Consider the following 17776-nt stretch of genomic DNA (forward strand, 5'->3'; position numbering starts at 1 on the left):
TCACCGTGCGATCAGGTCGGCCGCCCGCTCGGCGATCATGACGGTGGGGGCCTGGGGGTGGCCCCGGACGAGGGACGGCATGACGGAGGCGTCCGCCACCCGCAGCCCCCGGAGGTGGTGGACGCGCAGTTCGGGGTCGACGACCGTGGAGTCGCCGGTGCCCATCCGGCAGGTGCCGACCGGGTGGAAGGTGGTGTCCGCGGTGTGCCGGATGTGGGCGGTGAGGGCCTCGTCGTCGGTGAGGTCGGGCCCGGGGGGCCAGGGCGCGCCGATGTAGGGCGCGAGGGACGGGGCTTCGAGGACGTGCCGGGCGGCTCGTACGCCCCTGATCAGGGTGGCGAGGTCGGCGCCTTCGGGGTCGGTGAGGTAGCCGGGGTCGATCGCGGGAGGGACGGTGGGGTCGGCGGAGGTCGCCCGGAGGGTTCCCCGGCTGTGGGGCCGCAGCAGGACGACGGCGAGGGAGGTGCCGTGTTCGGCCGAGGGTTCGGCGTCGCGGCTGAGGTAGGGGGCGGGGATGTGGCCCAGTTCGATGTCGGGTGCGGAGAGGTCCGGGCGGGTGCGGACGAAGCACAGGGCTTCGCCGATGTTGGAGGTGAGGGGGCCCCTGCGGCGCAGCAGGTAGGAGGCGAGGGCCCTGGGCGACTGGGCGGCGGCCAGCGTGACGGGTTCGGGGCAGCGGGAGACCAGCATGACGGAGAGGTGGTCCTGGAGGTTGCGGCCGACTCCGGGGAGGGGGACGCGCGGGGTGATGCCCGCCTCGGTGAGGGCCTCGGGGTCGCCGATCCCGGAGAGCTGGAGCAGATGGGGGCTGCCGACGGCCCCGGCGCTGAGGACGACTTCGCGGCGCGCGGTCACGTGCAGTTCCCCGCCCCGCCGGTCGGTCGCGGTGACTCCGGTGACCCGGTCGCCGTCCAGGGTGAGGCGGTGGACCAGGACCCGGGTGAGGACCGTGAGGTTGGGGCGGCGGCGGGCGGGGCGCAGATAGGCGTCGGCGCAGCTGAACCGGCGGCCCGTGTGCTGGGTGACCGGGCTGGGGCCGTAGCCCGTGTTGTCGGCGGCGTTGGTCTCGGGGAGCCGGGTGTGGCCCGCTTCCCCGCAGGCCCGCAGGAAGGCGGTGGTGGTGGGGTTGGGCGAGCGGAGTTCCTCGATCCACAGGGCTCCGGTGTCGCCGTAGGCGCGGTCGGAGTTGGTGCCGGACCGGCGTTCGGCGCGGTGGAAGTAGGGCAGCGTCTCCCGGTAGGACCAGGCGGGGCCCGCCTCGGCGGCCCAGGAGTCGTAGTCGTCCCGGTGGCCGCGGGCCCATACCTGCGCGTTGAGGAGGGAGCAGCCGCCGAGGCCCTTGCCGCGCGGCCAGTGCAGGGAGCGGCCGTCGAGTCCGGTCTGCGGGAGGGTGCGGTACCGCCAGTCGTAGCGGGTGCCGAAGAGCCGGGAGAAGGCGAGCGGGACGCGGATCGCGGGATGCCGGCCGGGGCCGCCCCCTTCGAGCACGGCCACGGTGACCCCGGGGTCGGCCGAGAGCCGTTCGGCCAGGACGCATCCGGCCGTGCCTGCTCCGACCACCACGTAGTCGACGTCGAGGGTGGGCATGGCGGCTCCTGCACGACTCTGCCTCGGCGTGGCGAGGTCCGGCGATGGCGACCGCATCCTAGGGGCGCGGTACCGGCGGGGCGGGAAGGCGGCCGTACCGTCCGGGGGGCGTGTCGGGCTTTCTCCGTACGGCGGGTTGACGCGACGTCAGCGGCTGGATGACCTCTGCCACCGCCCGGTCGGCCTCTTCGTCCGCTGCCCGGTGATCAACGCCTCCCGTGGTGGGGGCGACTGGGCCGTCCGGCTGACCCGGCTGACCCGGCCAGTACGGCTGACCGAGGCATCCGTCCGGTGCGCGTGTCGAGCGACGTGGTGTTCCCGGGACGGGACGTGCGTACGGCGGTACGTACGTGCGGCGCGTAGGGACGGATCCACCCGATCCGGTGACGCCGTACGGGGTGGCGAAGGCCACGGACGGGACGGCGGTACGCGTCCTCCACGGTGACGCGGTGAGGGCCCGCGGCTCCCCGATTCGTCGACGGCGGCTCCGCGCACGAGCGTCTCGCCCTGTCCGGGGGCTCCGCGTGCGAGGCACGGGGAAGGCGGCTGCCCGCAGGAGCGTCCGGTCCGTGAACTCGTCTCCGGCACCGGGGCGGTGTCCTCTTCACGGACGACGTCCGCTGCCCGGTCGATGTCGCCGGTCCGGCGTCCGCCCTCCGGGACCGGCGGTGTCCGACGCGACCGGTGCCTTCCGCCTCGCGGGCGCCGACGCCGTCATATCCCGGTGGTCCTCGTCGCCCGCCGCGACGGCATCGATCCGGCGCGGCTGCCCTCCGGCCGTCCGGCGGGGTCCGGGGTGCCGGGCGCGCCGGACGCACTCCCGACGGCACCGCCGCCCCGCGCGGCTGAGCACCGGGCCCCGTGGGCCCGGGAGTTCCTCACGAACGGCTGACGACGACTCGGGCCGGTCGCGGCACCGGCTCAGGCGCTGTGCCGCTCGGCACCGGCGGAACCGGTGTCGTGTTCGCGCCGGGCGGCCTCCAGGAGTCCGGCCCAGGACCCGACCGTGGGCCTGCGCTTGAGCAGGGCCCGGCGTTCGCGCTCGGTCATCCCGCCCCAGACCCCGTGCTCGATCCGTCCGTCGAGCGCGTACGCGAGGCATTCGGCGCGCACGGGACATCCCGTGCACACCGCCTTGGCCCGGTTCTGGGCCGCCCCCTCGACGAAAAGATCGTCCGCGCTCACTTCGCGGCACGACCCGGACGACATCCAGGTGCCTTCCACTCCGCTCCCCCTCCTCCGATGCGCCGTCCCCGACGGCGTCCGACAGAGCAGGCACGCTACGGAGGCACGTGCCACAGGTCCACATCTCGCCCCGTACTTCGCCACATCGGGTGACACTCGGAGTCGATATCCGTCACCTCGGGAAGCGTGACAGGGCAGGAAAACCGACATCGGCGGGCGAATTGGACACTCAATTCACCCTCCCCTCCGTCACCCCGCTTCTCTCTGGCACCACAAGCGCCAGACTCCGTCCGGACGGCGGGCAGGGCCGAGCGGGCCGACAAGGGCCGGGAAAGGCAAGGACGTTCGGACAGAGTCGGGGCGGACGGGGGGAGCCGCACGGGACCGAGCAGGGTCGAGCGGGTACGGGCGGGAGCCGAGCGGGGACGGGCGGGGGCGGGCACGTCAGGCGCACGTCGAGAGTCGCTCATTGAAGATCGGCGGGCGTTCCGCCGATATGCGCGGGTATGACCTCCGCGCCTTCCGCCCCGTCCGAGCGGCATCCGGACTCCACCGCCCTGTCCGAGCGACATGCCTCCTGGCTGGAACTCTTCTTCGATCTGATCGCGGTCGCTGGTGTCGCCCAGTTGGCCCATCTGCTGCACGGCAGCCCCGGCCGGGCGGACCTCGGGCTCTACTGCCTGCTGTACCTGGCGTTCTGGACGGCGTGGATGTGTTTCACGACCTACGGGAACGTCGCCGCCGAGAAGGTGCGCACCCGGACCGTCCTGATCGGCATGTTCGGGCTCGCGGTGATGGCCGCCGCCGTCCCGGGGGTCCGCACGGACCACGCCACCGCCTTCGCCCTCGCCTATGTGATCGTCCGGGTGCTCGCCTCACGGGCGTGGCAGAGGCGCGGCGAGGTCGTGGCGGACTGGCCCGCGGCCCAGGTGACGGCGGGCGTCACCCCGTGGTTCGTGTCGGTGTGGGCCGAGGCTCCGGCCCGCTACTGGCTGTGGGCCGCCGGACTCGCCGTCGACCTGGCCCTGACGTTCGCGCGGTCGCGGAGCCGGGTTCTCGCACGGGCCCAGAAGGACTGGGAGGAACACGAGGGGAGCCGGACCCGGAACGACGGCCGGACCCGGACCCGGAACGACGGCCGGACCCGGAAGCGGGACGGGGGCAGGAGTACGGGCCGGGGCGAGGGTGAAAACCGGGCCGGGGACGGGGACGAGAGCCGGGAGCGGGGGCATGACCGGGCGTCACGGCCGAGGCCGGTGGCCGCTCGTTTCGATCCGGGCCATCTGGACGAGCGGCTGGGCCTGTTCACGCTGATCGTGCTGGGCGAGGGCATCGCGCTGGGCGTGGAGGCGGCCTCCGAGGTGGAGTGGGACAGCGGACTGTGCACGATGGCCGTGGGTTCCTTCGCCCTGCTCCTGTCGCTGTGGGCGCTCGCGGTGCGCCGCTCGTGCGGGGTGCCGCTGCTGGGCTTCGGGGTGCTGGCCCCGCGTTTCGCGCTGCCGTTGCACTGCGTCTCGACCGGTGCGCTCGCCGCCGTGGCCGCCTCGCTCGGCGGCGCCGTGGAACACGCGGAGGGACGGCTGCCGTACGGGATGCGCTGGCTGCTGTGCGGCGGGATCGCGGTGTTCCTCGCGGTGGGTCTGCTCGCCGGGGTGGTGTCGGGCCGGGGCACCCGCTGGGCCCTCGCGGCCGGACTCCCCATGGCCGTGGTCCCGCTGCTGCTCGCCGCGTCCGCCGCCGACTGGTCACCCACGACCCTGGTCTGGTCCCTGGTCCTGGTGGCCCGCTGGCCCTGGTTCTACGAGCGCCGCACCCGGCGCCGGGACGGCACCGGCGCCGACGGGCGGCCGACGGAACGGCGAGAGAACCCGGAAGGGCCGTAGCGGAGGGGAACCCGCCACCCACCACGGGGTGCGCCTCGGGGCGGGCGGCGGAGGCCCGGCCCTCCGTCCGCTTCCGGCCGCACCGGGCACGGCTCCGCCGGAGCAGCCGGGCGGCCCCATGGCCGGGCCGCTACGGGACCCGGCCCGGCGGGTGGGTCACCAGGTCACGGGCAGGGAGTACAGGCCGTAGACCTCGTGGTTGTGCCGGTAGGGGAGGTCCTCGGGAGAGCCGGTGAGGGCGAGGCGGGGGAAGCGGCGCAGGAGCGCGGGGAGCGCGACGCGCAGCTCGGCCTGGGCCAGTGACGCGCCCAGGCAGCGGTGGGCGCCGTGCCCGAACGTCAGGTGGGAGACGGGTTCGCGTCCGATGTCGAGGTGGTCCATGCCGACGCCGAGCGCCGGGTCGCGATTGGCGACGGGCAGCTGGCAGACGACCTGGTCACCGGCCTTGACGGCGACGCCTGCGATTTCGGTGTCCCGCCGTGCGGTCCGGGCCAGCGCGGTGCTGGAGACGGCCAGGTGGCGCAGGAGTTCCTCGACCGCCGTGCCGATCACCGGATCGTCCGGGGCGGCGTCGCGCAGCCGTGCCGCCTGTTCGGGACGGGTCAGCAGGGCCAGGGTGGCCAGGCCGAGCATGTTGGAGACGGTCTCGTGACCGGCGAGCAGCAGGATGTCCGCGACGCCGACCAGTTCGTCGTCCGAGACGGCGTCGTCGTGCTCCCGGATGAGCCTGCCGATCAGCCGCTCGTCCGGCTCCCGCCGCTTCCCTTCGACCAGCACGGCCATGTAGTCGTGCGACTGCCGGTTCGCCGCGAGCCGCTGCTCCATGGGCAGACTGAGATCCAGCGAGATCCGGGCCCGGCGCTGGAAGTCCTCCCGGTCCTCCACCGGCACGCCCAGCAGGTCGCACATCACCATCGCCGGCAGGGGCAGGGCGAAGGCGCTCATCAGATCCGCCGGGGCTCCGGTGGACTCCATGACGTCGAGCAGCCCGTCCACGGCAGCCGTGATCATCGGTTCCAGCCCGCGTACCCGCTTCACGGTGAACTCGGGGGCCAGGACGTGGCGCAGACGGGTGTGCTCGGGCGCGTCCGCGTTGAGCAGCTCCGGCGGCAGGATCTGGGAGCGGGCCGGGTCGTGCATGGCGAACGTCTCGGAGTCCGCCAGCACACGGCGTACGTCGGCGTACCGTGTGACGAGCCAGTACTCGCCCGTCGTGTAGAGCCAGAAGTCCTGGACGCGGCGGACCGGTTCCTCGCGCTGCGCGTCACGGAGCTCCGGTCCTGGATCGAGCCCGTCACGGCGGTAGAAAACGGACGTAAGCGGAGTTCCCTGCTCGGTCATCAGCCCATCCAACAAGAGTCGCACAAACCGGATTCAGCGCACCAGAACAGCGCCTTCCAGGTGTACCGGCAGCTCGCCCCGACGGGAACACCCACAACCAGCCGTTCACCCGGACCGGCGTAAGCCTTGGCTTCGCCACCTCGCCGACGACCGGGGTCGGTGTACGGTCTTCCGCCTTCGTGCGACTGAGCACGCGGCAGATGGCTCGGCCCGGCTGGCCGGATCCGGCACACGGATCCGGCCTGACGATGCTGCCGAGCGCAAACCGGCCCCGCCTGCTCGTGGGACACCCGGGTGTGAGGGGATCAGCGCGACGGAAGGGCGCCGAGCACCTGCCCGCCGAAGGGCAGGTGAACCGGCCGAAGGCGTTCGGCCCCGACCCGCTGCTCACCAGATACGGGGGATTCCTCGGCGCTTCCCGGCCGCCGGGCCATGTTCGTGCGCCCCGGGCACGGCCCGGCAGGGCCGACCGGTACCCGACCACGGTGCGACGGAAGGGCCGTTCGGCCCCGGCCGGTCGCGTCGGCCCGGGGCCCCGTAGGCTGCGGAGATGTCCCCCACACCCCCGCACCCGGCCCCCGCGTGGCCGGGGATCGACGTCCCCGAGCGGATGCGCGAACTGCTCGCCGCCGTCATGGACCTCGGCCGCGACCTGGAACTCCCCCAGGTGCTGCGGAGCATCGTGGAGGCGGCCGTCGGCCTGACCGACGCCGAGTACGGGGCGCTCGGCGTGATCGGTGACGACGAGCGGCTCTCCCGGTTCCTGCCCGTCGGCATGGCGGAGGAGCTGGCGGCCCTCATCGGCCCCGCGCCCTGCGGCCACGGCATCCTCGGCGAACTGATCCACCATCCGGCGCCGCTGCGCCTCGACGATCTGACGCGGCATCCGAGCAGCTTCGGCTTCCCGGCCCACCACCCGCCGATGCGGACCTTCCTGGGCGCCCCCATCCGTGTGCGCGACGAGGTCTTCGGCAACATCTACCTGACCGAGAAGCGCGGCGGCGGCGCCTTCGACGCGGACGACGAGGCCGTCCTGACGACCCTGTCGGCCGCCGCCGGGGTGGCCATCGACAACGCCAGGCTCTACCGGGACAGCCGCCGCCGGGAGCGCCGTCTCGAAGCACTGGGCGAGATCACCCGCGCCCTGCTCGGGGGCACCGGACCCGACGACGTCCTGCGGCTGATCGCCCGGCGCGCCATGGAGGTCGCCGACGCCGACCTCGCCGCCGTGCTGCTGCCCTCCGGCGCCGCCGGTGACCTGACCGTCCACGTGGCGTACGGGGACACCGCCGACGCCGTGCGCGGAGCCGTCCTCCCGGCCACCGGTTCGCTGGCCGGTCTCGCCGCCAGGACCCGGGTGCCGGTCGTGACCACGGACGTACGGACCGACCCCCGGGCGCTGCCCCTCGACGGGGCCGCCGGGTCGGGGCACGGGCCGGTGGTGGCCGTACCGCTCCCCGTCGACGACTCCGTGTGCGGGGCGCTGCGGCTGAGCCGTACGGCGGGCAGACAGGGCTTCGACGCGACCGAGACCGAACTGCTCAGCGGTTTCGCCGATCAGGCGGCGATCGCGCTCGAACTCGCCCGGCGGCGCGCCGAGTCGGAGGAACTGACCGTTCTGCACGACCGCGACCGCATCGCGCGGGACCTCCACGACGTCGCCATCCAACGGCTCTTCGCCACCGGCATGACCCTCCAGAGCGCGACCCGGACCATCACCGACGCCCCGGCCGCCGAGCGGGTCACCCGGGCGGTGGACGATCTCGACGCCACCATCCAGATCATCCGCTCCACGATCCTGCAACTGCGCACGGCGGACGACGACCGGGCCGGTCCCGCACTGCGCCGACGCATGGCGGAGACGGTCCAACTGGCCGCCCAGCACCTGGGGTTCACGCCCGCGCTGCGCATCACGGGGCCGGTGGACAGCACCGTTCCCGAAGCGCTCGCCGAGCATGTGCTGGCCGTGGCGGGGGAAGCGCTGAGCAACACCGCGCGGCACGCGGGGGCGAGCCGCGCGGAGGTCGCGCTCTCCGTCCCGGACACCGCCGACCGGCTCGTCCTCACCGTCACGGACGACGGGGTCGGCCTGGGGTCCGCCCGGCCGACCGGCGGACTCCTCAACATGGGCTCGCGCGCGGAGCAGTGCCGGGGCAGCGTCCGCCTCGACACCGCAGGGGAGCGCGGTACGCGGATCACCTGGAGCGCGCCGCTGCCCACGGAGTGACACCGCGATGCCCGCCCGGGGCGGGGAAGCGAGGCGCCGGGGCGGTTCCGGCCGCCGTGCCGGAGCGGGCGGCCGTACGGGCCGGGTGGGTGGTCGTACGGGCCGGGGCGCCGGGCCCGGTGCACCGGCCGGTCAGGCCGACCGGGTCGGGACAGGCGCTCCCGTCGAGCGGTCCACGTCGGGCACGCCGACCGGGCGCCCGGTCCAGCGGGCCGGACGGCACGTCCCTGGTCGGGCGCGCCACGTCGAGCGGGCGGACCCTCGGGGCGGACCGGTCGGACGGAACGGTCGGACGGACCACGTCTGGTGGTCCGATCGGTGCGGGCCGGACCAGGCTGACCAGGTGGAAGGGCCACGCCAGACGGGCCGCCCCCTCGCGGACCACACCAGATGGAGGGGCCGACGGGCCGACGGGCCGCAATCGTGCGGGCCTGTCGAGCGGACCGTCCGGGTCGTCCGCGTCAGCCGCCTGACGTCAGCCGTCAGCCGTCCGATGTCCAGGTCCGGACCCGACGTCCGGCTCCGCCGTCCAGGTCTGGTCCAGGTCTGGCCCTGGCCCTGGCCCTGGCCCTGGCCCTGGCCCTGGCCCTGGCCCTGGCCCTGGCCCTGGCCCTGGCCCTGGCCCTGGCCCTGGCCCTGGCTCCGGCTCCGGCTCCGGCTCCGGCTCCGGCTCCGGCCGATCAGACCACCCTCGGATCGGCCCGTCCGCATCAGACGTGGCCGCCCGACGTCTTCCGCGTCAGGGACGACCGCCCGGTGGCTCCCGGAGGCGTTCGGCGATCATCGCCGCCTGGATGCGTCGGCCCACGCCCAGCTTGCCGAGGATCGACGACACCCGGTTCTTCACCGTCTTCTCGGCGAGGAAGAGCCGTTCGGCTATCTGCCGGTTCGTCAGGCCGAGGCCGATCAGGTCGAGGATCTCCAGCTCGCGCGGGGAGAGCCGGTCGAGTTCGGCGGGCCGGGTGGACTTCGGTTCGGGCTTGGGCTCGCGGATCCGGGCCATCACCCGGCTCGTCATCCGGGGGTCGAGGAGCGAGGTGCCGGTAGCGACCGTGCGGATCGCGGCGACCAGGTCCGAGCCGCCGATCTGCTTGAGGACGTATCCGGCCGCACCGGCCATGATGGCGTCGAACAGGGCCTCGTCGTCGTCGAACGACGTCAGCATCAGACAGGCGAGCCCGGGGAGTTCGGCCCGCAGTTCGCGGCAGACCTCGACGCCCTCGTGGTCACCGCCGGTCGCACCGCCGAGCCGTACGTCGAGCACCGCCACGTCCGGCCGCGCGGCGGGCACACGGGCCAGTGCCTCACGGGCGGTCGCCGCCTCGCCGACGACCACGATGTCCGGCTCCGCCTCCAGGACGTCACGCACTCCCCTGCGCACCACCTCGTGGTCGTCCAGCAGGAAGACCCGCACCGGCGCGGGCGCCTCGGCGGTCAGCACGTCGTCCCCGCCAGGGGTACCCGGCACGGGACGGCCGTCTCGGGCCGGGTCAGGGAGCCGCGCGCGGCGGGCGGGCGCACGGCGAGGGCCGCGCGGGAGGTCGTACGGGGCAGGTGACGGTTCACCGGAACTCCTGGGCAGGGGCAGGACGGCCACCGTGGGGCCGACGGCCGTCGGGCCGGGCCCCGGCAGGGCGGCCGTGCGCGGAACGAGCGTCAGTATGGCAACAGGGCCTCAGGGCCGAACGGCCCCGGTCCCCCAGGGTCGAACGGCCCTGTCCGGCCGGGCACGGCCCATGATCGACCCAAGCGCGCGACCCGGGACGTCCGCCCCGGCGCGGCCCGGCCGTCCCCCGGACCGGACGACGCGCGGGCTCCCGGGCCGACCGCCTCACAGCAGGGTGGTCCAGTAGTCCTGGAAGCGGGTCCCGATCAGCATCAGGACTCCGCCGCACCAGACGACCGGCACGAACCAGTGGAACTCCATCACGGCGGCGACCAGCGGTCTCGGGGCGCGCAGCACCCCGTGCCGCAGGTTGTGCACCGTCGTGTACCAGAACATGACGACCGTCGCGGCCCAGGCCAGGCAGCACCACAGGCACAGGGCCCCGATCTCGTAGAGCGCCTGGCTCATCAGCCACATGCAGAAGCCCGCTCCGAGGAGCGTGCCGAGTTGGAGTCCGAGCCAGAACCAGCGCCCGTACCGCGCGCCGGAGAGCACACCGGCACCGATCACGACGACGATCCCGTACGCGACGAGGCCGAGCATCGGGTTGGGGAACCCGAACACCGACGCCTGCTCGCTGCTCATGACGCTGCCGCAGGAGATCACCGGGCTGATGTCGCAGGAGGGGACGAAGCCGGGGTCCATGAGCAGCAGGAACTTGTCGAGGGTGATCACCCACGAGGCGAGCAGCCCGAGCGCGCCGGTGACCACCAGGAGCCATGCGAAGGCGCGAGTGGCCCCCGTCCCCCGGAGGGACGGAAGGTGCTCGTCGTCGGTGGCGGAAGCGGGTACGGGTACGGGTTCGGAGTGCAGGACGCTGGTCATCGTGTGCCCTCCGTGGGCGCGGCGGGACGGGCGGGGTGAGGGGCGGCGGGCCCCGGTGTCCCGCGTACCGCGCCGACCGGCCGCACGACCTCCACCCGCACACCGTGTGCCCGCGCGTGGGCGACCAGGTGCGCGGTGGCGTCGCGCCCGTCGGTGGGGGAACCGTCCCAGACCGCCAGGAGTCGCCCGCTGCGGGCGACCAGCGTCTCGTCGGCGCGCACCCGGGCGTTCCGGTCGGCGGTGTCGTAGGCCGACAGCCTCACCTCGTCGGCGAGTTCGGTCACTTCCCGGAGCGGGGCGAGCCGACCGGGCGGTACCGCCGCCGGGAGGAGTCCGCGGGAGGGCAGGACGACGACGAGCCGTCGTCCCGACGCGCGGACCGCGCGCCCGAAGGCGGCGGGCAGCCCCGCCCCCGCCCGTACGAGGCCGGGCGCGGGGCCCGCGTACCGTTCCACGCGGATGCGCGGTTCCCGCTCCACCGGGGCCAAGGTGTCCGGGGGGAGGTTCTCGTGCCCCACCGCCGTGATCATCGTTCCTCCTCGCCGCCCGGCCGTGCGGGCGCTCGTCGACTGCCGTCTCAGGGGCCCCGCGAGGCCGCCGCCCAGTGAACAGGCACGGGCCTGAGGGCAGGCAGGGGCCGAACGGCCCTCGGGTGCGGGCCACTTGACCGACATCCGACTTCTGGACGGCCTCCCCCTCACTGTTGACGCTCCGTCATCCGCGCGGGCCGGACGGTGCCATGCCGGAGACCGGGTCGTGGCGGACGTGGTCGGCGGGCAGGTTCATGGCGGTCAGACGGCGAACGGTGGCGGTCACCATGGCGGGCGGGCCGCTCACATAGGCGAGGTGGCCGGACCAGTCGCCGTACCGGGTGACCGCCTCCGCGACCGAACGGTCCCCGCCCGCCCCGGGGCCCTCGCCGATCACCGGGACGACCCTCGACCACGGGCAGGCACGCTCCAGTTCGGCGAGGGCGGCCGTGTCGTACAGCTCGGCCGCCGTCCGGGCGCCGAGCAGGACGTGGACGGAGAGTCCGGCGGGCCGACGTCCGGCCAGCTCCTCCAGGAGGGCCTTGGCGGTGGCCCAGCCGGTGCCCCCCGCCACGATCAGCACATCCCGCGCCAGGTCGGCGTCGAGCGTCATGGTGCCCTGCGCGGGGCCCAGCCGCAGCGGGTCGCCGACACGGGTCCCCGCCACCAGCGCCTCGCTGACCCCGCCGGGACCGGTCTCGCGGACGTGGAACTCCAGCTCTCCGTCCGGCCGGGGCGCGCGGGCGAGGGAGTACGGCCGCCAGGTGTGCGGCAGCAGCGGGGACTCGATCCTCGTGTACTGCCCGGCCCGGTGGGGGAAGGGCTCGGCGGTGCGGACCCGGAGCACGGCGACGCCGGGGCCGCGCGGTTCGTGCCCGGTGACCGTCGCGTTCCAGTACGCGGGTTCCCCCACGGCCTCGTCCGCCCCGTCCACCATGGCCGCGACGGCGAACCGCACCATCCGCAGCCAGGCCCCTTCGAGCCCCTCGGTCCACCGGTCGCCCGCGCTGCGGCGCAGACCCTGGGCGAGGGCCGCCTCGAAGACCTCGAAGTGCACTGGTCTGACGCCGAGTTTGCGGTGGTCGCGGCCCATGCGGGCACAGAAGGCGGCCACTTCGTCCGGCCGGTCCAGGTGTTCGACGAGGTACCAGAAGGCCCGTTCGAGATGGGCGCGCTGGAAGTCCATCGATTCCGGGAACAGGCCCCGGAGATAGGGGTGTTGGTCGAACATGGCCTCGTAGAGGTGGCCTATGAGGGTGCTGAAGGGTGTCACCAGCGGCAGATGGTGACGGATCGTCCGCAGGTCGGCGGCGCCGTCATGGCCGTGGGCGCGTCCGGGCCGCCGTGGTCCGGCGTCCGCCGGTCCCCGGTCCGGCTCCGGTGCGGCCGGGCGGGCCGGGGCCAGCAGTCGCCGCCGGAGCCGCATCGCGTCCTGACGTGCGAGAAGGGCGTGGTACTCGTCGTACGCGTCGCCCGGTGTCGCGGGCGGGGGTGACAACTGTCGGAGCATGGGTGTGGTTTCTGTCGATCTCGTCAGGACGCGCCTGTCCCGTCGGGCGCGGCGGCGGCCGTCCGGCCGACGGGTCCGGCCGGGACGTGCGCGGGTTCCCGGCCGGGAGCGGGCCGGAGGGGTCCGGCCGGGACGGCGGGGGCGGTGACGGCGGGGCGCCGTGACCTGATGGCACGTCAGTGTCGCACCGCCGTGACGGCGCCGTCCGGCCGGTGCCGGGCAGCCCGCCCGGAGGGGCCGTTCGGCCCTGGCGTCCGGGAAGGCCCCGGCTCCGCGTCCGTCCGCCGAGGCCGCCCGGTGCGGTACTCAGGTGGACATGGGTACGAACACCCTGGCCGGAGGCCGGACGAGAGGCGAGGCTGGGGCCATGGAAGAGAGACGGAAGAAGTTCGCACCCTTCGCCGTGACGGCCGCGACGGCCGTGGTGGCGGTCGTGGCGTGGGCCGCGTGGCTGGGCTGGGACCAGCACCGTGATGTGCACCCGGACGGGTCGGTGTCCGGACCGTACGAGGCGTGGCAGGTCGCGGGGCTCGTCCTGATGCTGCTCGTACCGGTCTGCTGGGCAGCCCACCGGCGGCAGGTCGTGGCCGCCGCGTTCGGCACTTCGGCCGGGCTGACCCTCGCGTCCGCCGTCGACTGGTCCGACGACTCCAGCGGACTCTTCGTGATCGGTGTGGGCATGGTCGCGCTGGGCACCCTGGGGGCCGCCTTCGCCGTGGGCTCCCTGGTCACCGCCCTGACGCGTTCGCGCCGCTGATCCGCCCGCCGGGGCGGGGAGCACCGGTCGGGGCCGAACGGCCCCGGCCGTCCCGCCTCCATGGGGCCGAACGGCCCCAGCGGGACCGTCGCGCCGACTCGTAACTTACGGAATCGTAGGTTCAGTTCCGCAGCGACAGACCGGATGCTCCCGTGACCACGATCCCCCCGTCCCGTTCCGCCCAGGACGTCCCGAAGCCGGACGTGCGCCTCCTCCAGGACCTGGAGGAGGTGGTGGAACGGGAACTCGACCGCCACCTCGGCGTGTTCAAGGAGTGGATGCCCCACGAGTACGTTCCCTGGGACCGGGGGCGGGACTTCGACGGCGTCCTGGACGGGGAGCCCTGGGCTCCGGAGCAGTCGCCGCTCACACCGGTGGGCAAGGTGGCGATGGTGGTGAACCTGCTCACCGAGGACAACCTGCCGAGCTACCACCACGAGATCGCCGCCCTGTTCGGCCGGGACGGGGCCTGGGGCACCTGGGTCCACCGGTGGACCGCCGAGGAGGCCCGGCACTCCCTGGTGATGCGGGACTACCTGCTCGCGTCCCGCGCGGTGGACCCGGTGGCCCTCGAACGAGCCCGGATGACCCACATGTCCGCCGGATTCGCCTCCGACAACCGGCATTCGGCGCTGCACACGGTGGCGTACGTGGCCTTCCAGGAGCTCGCCACCCGCGTCTCGCACCGCAACACCGGGCGCGGGTCGGGCGATCCGGTCTGCGACCGCCTCCTCGCCCGGGTCGCCGCCGACGAGAACCTGCACATGGTCTTCTACCGCAATCTGCTCGCGGCGGCCCTGGAGATCGCCCCCGACCGGGCCGTGCGTGCCGTCGCCGACGTCGTGAGCGGGTTCCGGATGCCCGGCCACGGCCTCCCGGGCTTCGAACGGGCCGCCGTGGAGATCGCTCTGGGCGGGGTCTACGACCTGCGGGTCCACCACGACGACGTGCTCCAGCCGGTCCTGCGCCACCTCAAGGTCCTGGGCCTGTCCGGCCTCGGTCCGGAAGGGCTCAGGGCGCAGCAGGAACTGGGCGAATTCCTGGGCTCGTTGAACACGCGGGCGGCTCGCTTCGACGAACGCCGGGCCACGATCATGACGCGACGCGAGGCGGCGGGGCGCGCCGGGCGGGCCGGATCCTCCGGTACGGCCGGGGCCCCCGGCCGTACCGGCGCGTGAGGCCGAACGACCCTTCCGCCGCGCCAGGTCCCGCCGTCCACTGGAGCCTCCGCCCGTACCGCACTCCCCGAGGACACCTGTTGAACGACGCACCGGCCCGCCCGGACGACCGGACGACCGAGGCATCCGCCGTCGGGCCGCGCCGGACGGTCGAGCTCGCCGCCGACGAGGCGCTGCGCCTGCTGGGCAGTGTGCCCCTGGGCAGGATCGTGTTCACCCGGCAGGCGCTTCCGGCGATCCGTCCGGTCAACCACGTGCTGGAGGGCGGCGACATCGTCATCCGTACGCACGAGGGCTCCGCCCTGACCCTCGGCGCCCGGGAGGCGGGCGCTCCGGGTGTCGTCGTCGCCTACGAGGCCGACCACATCGACCCCGCGACCCGGCTGGGCTGGAGCACGGTGGTCACGGGCTACTGCCACCTGGTGACCGACCCGACCGAAGCGGCCCGCTACCGCTCCCTGCTGGAACCCTGGTCGGACCAGCACATGGACCAGGTCGTCCGCGTCCACCCCGACCTGGTGACCGGCATCCGGCTGATCGACCCACGGGAGGGGGGTCCCGGTCAGGCCCTCTGACCGTGACCAGATCGCTTCTCTTCTCCACACCACCCGGATCTCTCAGGCGCACCGCGCGCAGTTGGCGATGAAGGACCTTGCGCGGCAGGGCAGGTGGACGCGTGCGACGCTGATCGAGCGGCTGGCGAAGTGGGACGATCCCGGGATCGAATCCGACCTGGAGGAGCCACCGGCCGGGCTGTGACTGGCGCGCGATAACCCGGTGAATGTCATCGGCCATCCCGGGATACTGGCCGCAATGGATGAAGTCAAGATCGTCGTCGCCCATTCCGAGCGCGCGACCCTGCGCGTCGGCAACGTGTTCCTGAAGGTGGACGCCGATCAGGCGCGCCTCGACGTCGAGGTCGAGGCGATGGCTCTGGCGCCGATCCCGACCCCGGAGGTCCTGTGGCGCAAGCCGCCCGTGCTCGCGATCACCGCACTTCCGGGGACGACGCTTGGGCGCCTCGGTGAGCCGTCGGCCGGATCACCGGCAGCGTGGGCCGCTGCGGGCGCCGCCATCCGGAAGCTGCACGACGCGCCGCCGCCGTCCTGGCCGGGCCGGGCCGGCCGCAGCATCGTCGCGCTGGCGGCGGAACTCGACGACGAGTGCGAGTCGCTCGTGACGAACGGTTTCCTGCCGGCCGACCTGGTCACCCGCAACCGCCAGGTCGCCGAAGCCGCGCTCCGGCCGTGGACTCCGGCGTTCACGCACGGCGACCTGCAGATCGCGCACGTCTTCGTCGACGGTGACGAGGTGACGGGCATCATCGACTGGTCCGAGGCGGGCCATGGTGATGCCCTGTACGACCTCGCCGCCTTCACGCTCGGACACGAGGAGCACCTCGACGACGTCATCGCGGGCTACGGCACCGGCATCGACCTTGACGTGATCCACGCGTGGTGGTCGCTGCGAAGCCTGCTGGCGGTTCGCTGGCTGATCGAGCACGGCTTCGACCCCTTCTCACCAGGCTGTGAGGTCGACGTGCTGAGATCCCAGATGTGAGGCCGCGCGGCCCCTGCCCCGCTGCGATGACCCGCGCTCGCGAGTCGTCCCGTCCACAGGTCTCCGCTGTCGCTCGGTCGGCCCAGGAAGTGCAGGTCGGGGTCGAGCACAGCCCGACGCTCCTCTTCTTCGCCCAGGGGCGGATCGTCTCGCCCTTGTGGGCGGCCGGAGTGTCCAGGATCCCGTAGACGGGTGCACCGTCAGGACGGACCACCCTGATCGCCCTCAGCTCGGTCAGAGCGTTTTCGTGGCGCTCTTGCTTGCGGCGGTTGATTCACCGGAGAGTGTCGTCGAGCGAGTAGCAGCCACCGTGGAAGCACCTGACGTCGCGGGTGCGGCAGTACGTGACCAGGTGCCGTTCGGGGTGGCCGAAGACGGCCCACCCGAGCCCGTTGCGGGGCGGATTGCGAGGGGGGCCGAACTCGTCGACGGCTGCTGTCCGGATGCGGGAAATCGTCGTGCTGGTCGCGGGCCGGTCTGCCGTACGCCAGAGGAGTGGACCCGCCTTGTCGTCCGAAGAAGCCCTGGCTGATCCCCCCATGGCCGTCAAGCGCCGAAGGTGCCTACTGGGGCGTCGCGAGCGTCTCCGCGGAACGCGACGGCGTCCTCCCCGATCCCGACTACCTCCAAGAGGGTGTCCAGGGCCTTGTCGGCTTGCTCGTGCGGCTGGGTGAGCCAGACGTACGAGACGCAGACCGGACTTCCGTCGTGCTTGCTGATCGCGAAGCTGAAACCCCTCAGCTGGAACAGGACGACATCGAGTTCGTCCAGCCCGTCCCACGATCGCTCCACGTGCAGCCGAAGCCGCTGGGCCACGGGCCGCACCGGCAACGCCAGCACTCCGATCATCTGGAACAGCGGGGCGGAGTGCTCCCAGACGCTGTACTGGTAGGCAGGGTTCTTGCCGGTGTAGTAAGGCAGTTGTGTAGCCGGTTGCCAGTCGGGCTCAGGTCCCGGGACCTCGATCTCCGTCACAGCAGTTCCTCCCCAAAAGTCTCAGCCAACTGGTCATCAACCTAGCTTTCACCGGGGCGGCCGGTGTTTATGCGACGCCGATCAGGCACGGTTGTGGTGGCTGGGCCGTCCCTTGGCGTCGGTCGCGGATGAGGGCCCCAGGACTTCGAGTCGGCGGCGAGCGAGGGCGAGCACCGCCTGTTTGTGTCCCTTGCCCTCGGCTCGCTTGCGGTCGTAGAAGGCCTTGGACGTGGGGCAGCCCGGGCGGCGATCTGGGCGGAGAGGTGGAAGACGCGCGGGAGCCGGCGGTGGTAGCGGTGTGGTCGGCGTATGTTGCCGCTGATACGACCTGTTCATGACCCCGAAGGCAAGGAACAGAAGGAACAGGGGGAGCAACCGAGGAGGGGACACCCGCCTCGCCGGGTGTCCCTGATGAGCTGATCGGGCAGCGTGGTCGAAGGGCTGGGGGCCGGGTGGCCGAGTGTTCGCGGGGCAGTAGTGGTGACTGGTTCCGGAGGCGGGTCAGGAGACTTCGTGGACCCGTTGGCTGGTCAGTTCGTACCGGGCGCCGAT

General features: G+C 73.3%; 15 protein-coding genes. 6 read left to right on the forward strand and 9 right to left on the reverse strand.

The genetic code is table 11. The features are described from left to right. Positions 1 to 1587, reverse strand: a complete 1587-nt coding sequence (locus tag ACIO92_RS19525; protein WP_402281880.1) for a GMC family oxidoreductase — start codon at positions 1585 to 1587, stop codon at positions 1 to 3. A gap of 921 nt (positions 1588 to 2508) precedes the next feature. Further along, complete coding sequence (locus ACIO92_RS19530; protein ID WP_366445828.1) at positions 2509 to 2796, reverse strand: WhiB family transcriptional regulator; 288 nt, start codon at positions 2794 to 2796, stop codon at positions 2509 to 2511. A gap of 482 nt (positions 2797 to 3278) precedes the next feature. On the opposite strand from ACIO92_RS19530, the gene ACIO92_RS19535 reads away from it, so the two are divergent. Then, positions 3279 to 4655 carry a low temperature requirement protein A gene (locus tag ACIO92_RS19535; RefSeq protein ID WP_401237088.1) on the forward strand — a complete coding sequence of 459 codons (1377 nt, stop codon included), beginning with the start codon at positions 3279 to 3281 and terminating at the stop codon, positions 4653 to 4655. A gap of 156 nt (positions 4656 to 4811) precedes the next feature. On the opposite strand, the gene ACIO92_RS19540 is transcribed toward ACIO92_RS19535, so the two are convergent. Beyond that, complete coding sequence (locus ACIO92_RS19540) at positions 4812 to 5996, reverse strand: cytochrome P450 (RefSeq protein ID WP_366445830.1); 1185 nt, start codon at positions 5994 to 5996, stop codon at positions 4812 to 4814. Positions 5997 to 6606: 610 nt separating this feature from the next. Here ACIO92_RS19540 and ACIO92_RS19545 point away from each other — a divergent pair. Next, complete coding sequence (locus tag ACIO92_RS19545) at positions 6607 to 8223, forward strand: GAF domain-containing protein (protein WP_366445839.1); 1617 nt, start codon at positions 6607 to 6609, stop codon at positions 8221 to 8223. 739 nt (positions 8224 to 8962) lie between these two features. On the opposite strand, the gene ACIO92_RS19550 is transcribed toward ACIO92_RS19545, so the two are convergent. The 4 genes from ACIO92_RS19550 to ACIO92_RS19565 form a co-directional block, all read right to left on the reverse strand. Then, positions 8963 to 9691 (reverse strand): response regulator, encoded by a 729-nt coding sequence (locus ACIO92_RS19550; RefSeq protein WP_402057029.1) that lies wholly within the window; start codon positions 9689 to 9691, stop codon positions 8963 to 8965. Between the two features lie 363 nt (positions 9692 to 10054). Beyond that, on the reverse strand, positions 10055 to 10714 hold the full coding sequence (locus ACIO92_RS19555) for a vitamin K epoxide reductase family protein (protein WP_402281876.1): 660 nt from the start codon (positions 10712 to 10714) through the stop codon (positions 10055 to 10057). Continuing rightward, positions 10711 to 11244, reverse strand: coding sequence for a hypothetical protein (locus ACIO92_RS19560; RefSeq protein ID WP_402281874.1), 534 nt, complete (start codon positions 11242 to 11244; stop codon positions 10711 to 10713). The genes ACIO92_RS19555 and ACIO92_RS19560 overlap by 4 nt, the downstream gene beginning before the upstream one ends. Positions 11245 to 11428: 184 nt before the next feature. Continuing rightward, positions 11429 to 12754, reverse strand: a complete 1326-nt coding sequence (locus tag ACIO92_RS19565) for a globin domain-containing protein (protein WP_402281872.1) — start codon at positions 12752 to 12754, stop codon at positions 11429 to 11431. Positions 12755 to 13121: 367 nt separating this feature from the next. Here ACIO92_RS19565 and ACIO92_RS19570 point away from each other — a divergent pair, with 367 nt between their 5' ends. The 4 genes from ACIO92_RS19570 to ACIO92_RS19585 all read left to right on the forward strand — a co-directional run bounded on the left by ACIO92_RS19570 (position 13122) and on the right by ACIO92_RS19585 (position 16249). Beyond that, positions 13122 to 13511: a hypothetical protein gene (locus ACIO92_RS19570; protein WP_401237083.1), complete on the forward strand. Its 390-nt coding sequence runs from the start codon at positions 13122 to 13124 to the stop codon at positions 13509 to 13511. 152 nt (positions 13512 to 13663) lie between these two features. Then, a complete protein-coding gene (locus tag ACIO92_RS19575; protein ID WP_402281870.1) occupies positions 13664 to 14689 on the forward strand; it encodes an acyl-ACP desaturase in 1026 nt (341 codons plus the stop codon). An 80-nt stretch (positions 14690 to 14769) separates the two neighbouring features. Continuing rightward, complete coding sequence (locus ACIO92_RS19580; protein ID WP_402281868.1) at positions 14770 to 15264, forward strand: pyridoxamine 5'-phosphate oxidase family protein; 495 nt, start codon at positions 14770 to 14772, stop codon at positions 15262 to 15264. A 238-nt stretch (positions 15265 to 15502) separates the two neighbouring features. Beyond that, a complete protein-coding gene (locus ACIO92_RS19585) occupies positions 15503 to 16249 on the forward strand; it encodes a phosphotransferase family protein (RefSeq protein WP_402281867.1) in 747 nt (248 codons plus the stop codon). A 274-nt stretch (positions 16250 to 16523) separates the two neighbouring features. Here ACIO92_RS19585 and ACIO92_RS19590 read toward each other — a convergent pair whose 3' ends face one another. After that, positions 16524 to 16799, reverse strand: a complete 276-nt coding sequence (locus ACIO92_RS19590; RefSeq protein ID WP_402596748.1) for a hypothetical protein — start codon at positions 16797 to 16799, stop codon at positions 16524 to 16526. After that, entirely contained in the window at positions 16796 to 17224 is a 429-nt protein-coding gene (locus tag ACIO92_RS19595) for a hypothetical protein (protein ID WP_366445838.1), read from the reverse strand. The genes ACIO92_RS19590 and ACIO92_RS19595 overlap by 4 nt, the downstream gene beginning before the upstream one ends. Between the last annotated feature and the right edge of the window lie 552 nt (positions 17225 to 17776).

It is taken from the genome of Streptomyces sp. NPDC087215 (assembly GCF_044744885.1).
Classification (GTDB): Bacteria; Actinomycetota; Actinomycetes; order Streptomycetales; family Streptomycetaceae; genus Streptomyces.